Origin of the sequence: Isoptericola sp. NPDC056134, assembly GCF_042264825.1 — a bacterium.
Lineage (GTDB): Bacteria > Actinomycetota > Actinomycetes > Actinomycetales > Cellulomonadaceae > Isoptericola > Isoptericola nanjingensis.
Window position 1 is genome coordinate 274 of the sequence record NZ_JBHJVM010000048.1, and the last position, 8,562, is coordinate 8,835.

Annotated in this window: 6 protein-coding genes; 4 read left to right on the plus strand and 2 right to left on the minus strand. The window is 73.9% G+C overall.

Going from position 1 to position 8,562, the window contains the following annotated elements; all coding sequences use genetic code 11:
• Positions 1-84 precede the first annotated feature (84 nt).
• Positions 85-924, minus strand: coding sequence for a DsbA family protein (locus tag ACFCZN_RS20960; RefSeq protein WP_430558042.1), 840 nt, complete (start codon positions 922-924; stop codon positions 85-87).
• Between the two features lie 126 nt (positions 925-1,050).
• The gene (locus ACFCZN_RS20965) at positions 1,051-3,063 is read right to left on the minus strand and encodes a serine/threonine-protein kinase (RefSeq protein ID WP_429764302.1); all 2,013 of its coding nucleotides are present in this window, start codon (positions 3,061-3,063) and stop codon (positions 1,051-1,053) included.
• 265 nt (positions 3,064-3,328) lie between these two features.
• Between ACFCZN_RS20965 and ACFCZN_RS20970 the strand changes: the two genes are divergently transcribed.
• From ACFCZN_RS20970 to ACFCZN_RS20985, 4 genes are all read left to right on the plus strand, one after another.
• Complete coding sequence (locus tag ACFCZN_RS20970) at positions 3,329-4,795, plus strand: trehalose-6-phosphate synthase (protein WP_430558043.1); 1,467 nt, start codon at positions 3,329-3,331, stop codon at positions 4,793-4,795.
• Positions 4,796-4,806: 11 nt separating this feature from the next.
• A complete protein-coding gene (gene otsB / locus ACFCZN_RS20975) occupies positions 4,807-5,709 on the plus strand; it encodes a trehalose-phosphatase (RefSeq protein ID WP_430558044.1) in 903 nt (300 codons plus the stop codon).
• A gap of 225 nt (positions 5,710-5,934) precedes the next feature.
• Positions 5,935-7,059, plus strand: a complete 1,125-nt coding sequence (locus ACFCZN_RS20980) for an ABC transporter ATP-binding protein (protein ID WP_429764299.1) — start codon at positions 5,935-5,937, stop codon at positions 7,057-7,059.
• A gap of 124 nt (positions 7,060-7,183) precedes the next feature.
• Positions 7,184-8,494, plus strand: coding sequence for a DUF4032 domain-containing protein (locus ACFCZN_RS20985; RefSeq protein ID WP_430558045.1), 1,311 nt, complete (start codon positions 7,184-7,186; stop codon positions 8,492-8,494).
• Positions 8,495-8,562 lie beyond the last annotated feature (68 nt).

An 8,562-nucleotide genomic window follows, 5' to 3' on the forward strand; every position in this document is an offset into this window, starting at 1 on the left:
CAAGACGGGAGCTCCACCAGCGGAGCTAAGGTGGCGGGAGCGCGGCACAGCCTACCGGGGCGGGTAGGCCGTGCCGCGCGGCGGTCAGCTGCCGGCGGCCGCGGTGACGGCCTGGCCCAGGGCGCCCTGGGTGCCCCAGTCGCCGAAGACCTCGCCGTCGACGAGGACGGTCGGCGTGCCGAACGAGCCCGACTGCGGGTTCTGCAGCGCCTCGTCGGAGGTCGCCTCCTGCGTCGCCGAGTGGACGTACTGGCCGAACGTCTGGCGGGCGGTGCCGTCCTCGATGGCGGTCGCGACGTCGGCAGGCGCCCCCGCCTCCTCGGCGTACGACGCGAGCTGCTCGTCCGACAGCCCCTCGGTGTTCTCGGCCGGCTGGTTGGTGAACAGCGCCGCGTGGAACGCCGGGAACGCCTCGGGGGCCTTGTCGGCGACGTAGGCCGCGGCCGAGGCCGCGCGCGTCGAGTAGTCGGTGCCGGCGGACAGCCGGTCGAGGATCGACACGGGGTGGTAGACGACGGTCGCGTCGCCGGCCGCGACCATCTCGTCGATGTCGCCGGCGTTGGTCTGCTCGAACTGGCCGCACACGGGGCACATGTAGTCGAGGTAGACGTCGATGACGGGCGCGTCGGCGTTCTCGGTGCCCGCGGCGTTGTCGGCGCCGACGGGGATGCCGCCGTTCTCCTGCGCCGTCGAGGGCATCGTCACCTCCGCCAGGGGGACGTCCTCGACGTTGTTCTTCGCGCCCTGCTGCAGGATCATCCAGACCACGACGCCGAGCGCGACGAGCGCGACGGCGAGCACGGACAGGGTGATGATCCGGTTGCGCCGGTCGCGCTGCTGCTCCTTCTCGCGCAGGGCGAGCGCCTCGGCGCGCGCCGCGTCACGACGCTGCGCCTTCGTCATGTTCGGGTTCTTCGTCGACATCGTGTCCTCGAGGATCTCGGGAGGGCGGGGCGGCGCGGCAGCGCCGGACGGGGCGAAGCCTACCCGCGGCACCTGGACGTTCGCCGGGAATGTCCTGCCGGGCCGACCGACGGCGAGCGCGAGGAGTCAGAGGAGATCGGGGGGCCCGCTGATGGGCCACCACTCGATCGTCGGGTCGGAGAGCACGGGTGCGACGAGGATCACCGTCAGCACCAGGCAGACGGTCACGACGACGGCGGCGCCGACGCGGCCCGGGGCGATCTTCCCGAGGATGATGCGGCCGCCCTCGCGCGCGGTGCCGCCCGCCGGCCCGAACCACGTGGCCAGGAGCGCGACGACCATCACCCCCGCCAGGACGCCGTTGAACACGATGCCCTCGTTCATCCCGCCCTGGGAGCGCGCCTCCAGGTCGTCGCGGGGCAGCACGATGAGGTGGCCCGCGCCGAACAGCCACCAACCGGCCAGCAGCGTCAGCAGCCCGGCGCACGCGCCGACCAGCACCGCGGGGATCGACCCGAGCACGCCGAGGAGAGCGTGCCAGGGGAACAGCAGCGTGCCGACGAAGCCGTCTGAGCGGCGGACGCCCTTGTGCTCGCGCCGCGAGTGCAGCCGGTCGCCCGACGTCGCGACGGCGCGGCACACGAGGACGAGCGCGACGAGCGCGCCGAACCCGATGAGCGGACGGGTGGCCGCGAGGGCGACCAGCGGCAGCGCGACGGCGACGGCGGTCCCGGTGCGCCGTCGGTGCACGGGACGCACGTACGGGCCGGGGGGCTCGGGCGGCAGCTCCTCGACCAGCTGGTCGTAGCCCTTGTAGCGGACGTCGCCGACCGGGATGGCACGCGTGGCGCCGTCCTGCGCCTGCAGCCGGTCGCGCTCCAGGGCGGTCATGGTCTGCGTGGGGTCGTCGGCGTCGGCCGGCGTGGCGGGGGCGGACGTGGTGGGACGGTCCGGCGCGACGGGCGGCGGGGGCGGCGGCGTGCCCGGCCCACCGCCAGGGGCGACGGGGACGGCACCGGTCGGGGGGTACGACGCCGGGGCCGCGGCGGCCGCGACGACCTGCGTCGGCAGCCCCACCCGCTGGGTCGCGGCCGCCTGCGACTCGGTGGACTGCGCGATGCGCTGCGTGGCGTCCGGCGAGGCCCAGGGGTCGGGCGCGCCGCCCAGGGCGTCGTCGAGGTCCCGACGCAGGGCGCGCGCCACCTCGGTGGGGCCCCAGCGGAGCGCCGGGTCGGCCTGGAGCGCTCCCGCGAGCGCCCGCGCCGTGCGGGGCGGTACGCCGTGCAGGTCCGGCCTCCCCTCCCGGGAGCGGCGCAGCACCAGCTCGGTGGGACGGACGCCGAACGGCGAGCGGCCGGTGGCGGCGAACGACAGCAGGGCGGCCCAGCTCCACCAGTCGGTCTCCGCGACGGGCGCGCCGCCGTCGAGCAGCTCGGGCGCGATGTAGCCGGGGGTGCCCATGACGAACCCCGCGGACGTGGTCCGGGTGTCGCCCGGCCCCTGCGCGATGCCGAAGTCGATGAGCACCGGGCCCTGCGCGGTGATCATCACGTTCGAGGGCTTGAGGTCGCGGTGCACCACGCCCGCGTCGTGCACGGCCTCGAGGGCGGCGGCGAGCTGGTCGGCGAGGGAGAAGACGTCGGCGGCGTCGAGCGGGCCGCGCTCGTCCACCTCCTCCTCGAGGGTGACGCCGTCCACCAGCTCCGTCACGACGAACGCGTACGGGCCCTCCAGCTCGGCGTCGAGCACCTGCGCGACGGCGGGGTGCCGCAGCCGCTGCAGCGCCGCGGCCTCGCGCCGGAGCCGTTCGCGCCCGGCGGGGTCGGCGTCGACGTGCGCGTGCAGCACCTTGAGCGCCACGCGGCCACCGCCGCCGTCGACCGCCTCGTAGACGGCGCCCATCGCGCCGCTCCCGAGCGCCCGCACGACCGTGTACCCGCCGACCTCCGCGCCCTCGGCGAGGCCGCCGTCCCGGGTCCGGGAGACGCGCGGCGGGTGGTCCGACGACGTGCCGCCGCGCACCGTGCCGTCCTGCCTGCTGCCGTTCTGCCCGCCGCCGCCGTCGTCGCCGCGCGGGGCCGACGGCGGGCCGGGCACGGGGTTGCGCCCCGGGACCTGCATCGCGTCGACCTCACCCATGGGGCACACCGTATCGGGCCGGACCTCCCGGGGCGCGCCGTGCCGCGCGGGTCCGCGAGAGGTCACCGCCGGGTCGTGCGCAGGTCGCGGGCCGGTCGGGGAGCGCTCGCGCGTCCCGCTGCGGCCGGGACGAAACGGGTGACGTCGCGCCGCGCCGGGGCGAGGGCGTGGCCACGTCGGTACCCTGTCCGGGGAGGACGTCGTCCTTTCGAAGCCCTCCGGAGTCCTTGATGGATTCCTGGCAGAACGCGTGGAGAGAGGTCCCTTGACAGGCAAAGGTTCGTCAAGCAGCCATCGTCGGAAGGGCGACGGGTACGACCTCGTCGTCGTCGCCAACCGGCTCCCGGTCGACTTCACGGTCGACGCCGACGGCGGGGTGGACTGGCACCGCTCCCCCGGCGGCCTCGTCACGGCCCTGGAGCCGGTCATGCGGGAGGCGGACGGCGCGTGGGTCGGCTGGTCCGGCGCCCCCGACCTCGAGCACGAGCCCTTCGAGGCCGACGACATGCTGCTGGTGCCCGTCACGCTCAGCAGGGCGGAGATCGAGCGGTACTACGAGGGGTTCTCCAACGACACCCTCTGGCCGCTGTACCACGACGTCATCTCGCCCCCGACCTACCACCGGCAGTGGTGGGACGCCTACCGCCGCGTCAACCGCCGGTTCGCCGAGGCCGCGGCCGCACAGGCGGCGGAGAACGCGGTCGTGTGGGTGCACGACTACCAGCTCCAGCTGGTGCCGAAGATGCTCCGCGAGCTGCGCCCCGACCTGCGCATCGGGTTCTTCGACCACATCCCGTTCCCCGCGGTGGAGCTGTTCCAGCAGCTGCCGTGGCGCACGCAGATCGTCGAGGGCCTGCTGGGCGCCGACCTCATCGGCTTCCAGCGCGGCGGCGACGCCTCGAACTTCGTGCGCTCGGTCCGGCGGCTCACGAAGCACACCACGCGCGGGCCGATCATCACGGTCGCGGAGGAGGACGGGCGCCCCGCCCGGCACGTGCGCGCCGCCGCGTTCCCCATCTCGATCGACTCCCACCACTTCGACGCGCTCGCCCGCGAGCCCGAGGTGCAGGCCCGCGCGAAGGAGATCCGCGCCGACCTGGGCGACCCGAAGGTGATGATGCTGGGCGTCGACCGCCTGGACTACACCAAGGGCATCCGGCACCGCATCAAGGCGTACGGCGAGCTGCTGCAGGACGGCCGGCTCGACGTCGAGCACTGCACGCTGGTGCAGGTCGCGAGCCCGAGCCGCGAGAACGTCGGGGCCTACCAGGACCTGCGCGAGCACGTCGAGGGGCTCGTGGGCCGCATCAACGGCGAGTTCGGCGAGCTCGGCCACTCCGCCATCCACTACCTCCACCACTCCTACCCGCCCGACGAGATGGCCGCCCTGTACCTCGCGGCCGACGTCATGCTCGTCACCTCGTTGCGCGACGGCATGAACCTCGTGGCGAAGGAGTACATCGCGGCGCGCTCGGACGAGCAGGGGGTGCTGGTGCTGAGCGAGTTCACCGGCGCCGCCGACGAGCTGGCCCCCGGCCCGCTGCTGGTCAACCCGCACGACATCGACGGGATGAAGGACACCATCGTCGCGGCGGCGCACATGCCCGCACGCGAGCAGCGGCGGCGGATGCGCCGGCTGCGCCGCAAGGTGATGGCCGACGACGTCGCGAAGTGGTCCGAGACGTTCCTCGGCGTGCTCACCGCCGTGCCGGCCCGGTCGAGCCGCGGGTGAACGGGCCTCGGGTGCCCGGGCAGCAGGAGTCCGGGCAGCAGGAGTCCGGGCGGCGGGTGAGCGGGCCCGCGCCGGGCGGGGACGAGGCGGCCGTGGCCGCGGTGCTCGCGTTCGCCGGCCGGCCCGACCAGGCGACACCGCGGGTCGCGCGGCTCGTCGCGCTCGACTTCGACGGGACGCTCGCGCCCCTCGTCGACGACCCCTCGGCCTCGACGATGACGCCGGCCGCCCGCGCGGCCGTGGACCGGCTCGCCGCGCTCGCGGCGCGGCCGGCGCCGCCCGGGGGCGACGAGCTGCGCCTCGCCCTCGTCTCGGGCCGCAACCTCACGGACCTCGCCGCCCGGTCGGCGGCACCGGCGGGCACGTACCTGGTCGGGAGCCACGGCGCGGAGACCGGACGGGTCTCCGCCCACGGGGTCGACGCCGTGCCGCTGCGCCTCACCGAGGAGCAGGCGGACACCCTGGAGCGGTTGCGCGAGGGGCTGCAGGACGCCGTCGACGGGCGGCGCGGCGCATGGGTGCAGGACAAGCCGAGCGCCGCCGTCCTGCACACCCGGCTCAGCGGGCCGGACGACGCCCGCGCGGCCGCGGCCGACGCCGACGCGGTGGCCGCCCGGCTCGGCCTGCACGCGATGCACGGCAAGGACGTGGTCGAGATCGCCGTCGTCCCCACGTCCAAGGGGGTCGCCGTGGAGCGGCTGCGCGAGGAGCTGGAGGAGGGAGACGACCGGCTCCGCGGGCTCGTGCTGTACGCCGGCGACGACACCACCGACGAGGCGGCGTTCGAGGTGCTCGGGCCGGCCGACCTGGGGGTCAAGGTGGGTGCCGGGCCGACGCTCGCGACCGAGCGCGTGGCGGACGCGGACGCCCTCGCCGCCCTCCTGGAGCGCCTCGCGGACGCGCTCGAGGGCTGACGGACAACCCTTTCCGAGCGGCCGCGAGGCCCTGACCTGGGCTGTGTCAGAACTCACGCCCGGGGCATGTACGATCATCCCGGCGCACCGATCCGAGGCCGTCCGGCCGAGGCCCGGAGCGCACGACAACAGAATGTGTCACCGCCGACACGCCAGCGTGAAAGCAACGGCACCCACCCACAACGGATCGTCCGGCACGTACCTGCCGGTGGAGGGATTGCAACCATGGCTACGGTCACCTTCGACCACGCGACGCGCATCTACCCGGGCACGGAGCGCCCGGCCGTCGACCAGCTCAACCTGCACGTCGAGGACGGCGAGTTCCTCGTCCTGGTCGGCCCCTCGGGCTGCGGCAAGTCCACCTCGCTGCGCATGCTCGCCGGCCTGGAGGACGTCAACGGCGGCAGCATCCTCATCGGCGACCGCGACGTCACGGACGTCCAGCCGAAGGACCGCGACATCGCGATGGTGTTCCAGAACTACGCGCTGTACCCGCACATGTCGGTGGCGGACAACATGGGCTTCGCGCTGAAGATCGCCGGCACCCCCAAGGCCGAGATCCGCCAGCGTGTCGAGGAGGCCGCCAAGATCCTCGACCTCACCGAGTACCTCGACCGCAAGCCGAAGGCGCTCTCCGGTGGTCAGCGCCAGCGCGTCGCCATGGGCCGCGCGATCGTGCGCCAGCCGCAGGTGTTCCTCATGGACGAGCCGCTGTCGAACCTCGACGCCAAGCTCCGCGTCCAGACCCGTACGCAGATCGCGTCGCTGCAGCGTCGCCTCGGCGTCACGACCGTCTACGTGACCCACGACCAGACCGAGGCGCTCACCATGGGCGACCGCATCGCGGTGCTCAAGGGCGGCCTCCTCCAGCAGGTCGGCACGCCGCGCGAGATGTACGACACCCCGGCCAACGTCTTCGTCGCGGGCTTCATCGGCTCGCCGGCGATGAACATCGCCACCTTCAAGGTCGACAACGGCGTGGCCCACGTGGGCGCCGCCCGCGTGCCGCTGGAGCGGTCGACCGTGGAGCAGCTCACCGACGCCGACGGCGGCAAGATCACCATCGGCTTCCGCCCCGAGGCGCTCGAGGTGGTCTCGGACGGCACCGACAACGCGATGCCCGTGGCCGTCAACCTCGTCGAGGAGCTCGGCTCGGACGCCTTCGTCTACGGCACGCTCGTCGGCCCCGCCGCAGAGGAGGCCGAGGTCCGCTCGGGTGCCGGCGACAACCAGGTGATCGTGCGCATCGACCCGCGCAACGTCCCCATGAAGGGCGACACGATCCACGTGACGATCAAGCCGGGCCAGTCGCACCTCTTCTCGGCCGCGACGGGCAACCGCCTCAACTGAGTCAGTGCACCGCCCGAGGGGCGGGTCCGGCGATGCCGGGCCCGCCCCTCGTCGCGTACCCTGACGAGCCGGGCCATCCGCCCTCCGCGCGACATCTGGCCTCCCGCACGACACCTGGAGCGACGTGGAACAGCTGCAGATCACCTCGGCGACGCCGGACTCCGCGCTGCTCGACCTGCCGTGGCGCGCCCCCCTGGCCGAGTGGCCCGCGGACGTGCTCGCCGCCCTCCCCCGCGGTATCTCGCGGCACGTCGTGCGGTTCGTCCGCCTCGACGGACGCGTGCTCGCGATCAAGGAGATCAGCGAGGCGGTCGCGTTCCGCGAGTACGACCTGCTGCGCCAGCTGCGCAAGCTCGAGATCCCGGCCGTGCGCCCCGTGGGCGTGGTGACGGGCCGCCGGGACGACGACGGCGAGCCGCTGGAGGCCGCGCTCGTCACGGAGCACCTCGCGTTCTCGCTCCCCTACCGGGCCGTCTTCAGCCAGGCGCTGCGCCCCGACACCGCGGCGCGCCTCATCGACGCCCTGGCCGTCCTGCTGGTGCGGGTCCACCTGGTCGGCTTCTACTGGGGCGACGTGTCCCTGTCGAACACCCTGTTCCGGCGCGACGCGCACCAGTTCGCCGCGTACCTCGTCGACGCCGAGACCGGCGACCTGCACCGCGAGCTCACCCCCGGTCAGCGCTCCTACGACGTCGACCTCGCCCGCACCAACATCATCGGCGAGCTGTTCGACCTCGAGGCGGGCGAGCTGCTCGACGAGGAGGTCGACGCCATCGCGATCGGCGACGCCCTCGTCTCCCGGTACACGGAGCTGTGGGAGGCGCTCACGGGCGTCGAGTCGTTCGGGTCCGACGAGCGCTGGCGGGTCGCGGCGCGCATCGACCGGCTCAACGACCTGGGCTTCGACGTCGGCGAGCTGTCGATCACCACGGACATCGACGGCACCACCGTCCGCATCCAGCCCCAGGTGGTCGACGCCGGGCACCACTCACGCCGCCTGTTCCGCCTCACCGGCCTGGACGTCCAGGACAACCAGGCCCGGCGGCTCCTCAACGACCTCGACTCCTACGTGGCGGCCACGGACCGCCAGGAGGACGACCCGCAGATGGTGGCGCACGACTGGTCGCAGAACGTCTTCCAGCCGACCATCCGCGCCGTCCCGCGGGAGCTGCGCCGCAAGCTCGAGCCGGCGCAGCTGTTCCACGAGATCCTCGACCACCGCTGGTTCATCTCCGAGCAGGCCGGGCGCGACGTCCCGATGCTCGAGGCCACGGCGTCCTACGTGGAGCACGTGCTGCGCCACCGCCCGGACGAGAAGGCCCTCCTCGGCCTGCCGCCGGGCGAGCCCGACCGCGAGGGCGACGTCGACATCGTCGACATGGGCGCCGGCCCGGACTCCGCCCCGGAGGACGACCACTTCCACCTGTCGACCTGATCCGCGAGATAGAGAACCCCGAGCCGCGAGATAGAGAAGCTCGGACGAGACCGCAACCGGTTGCGGTC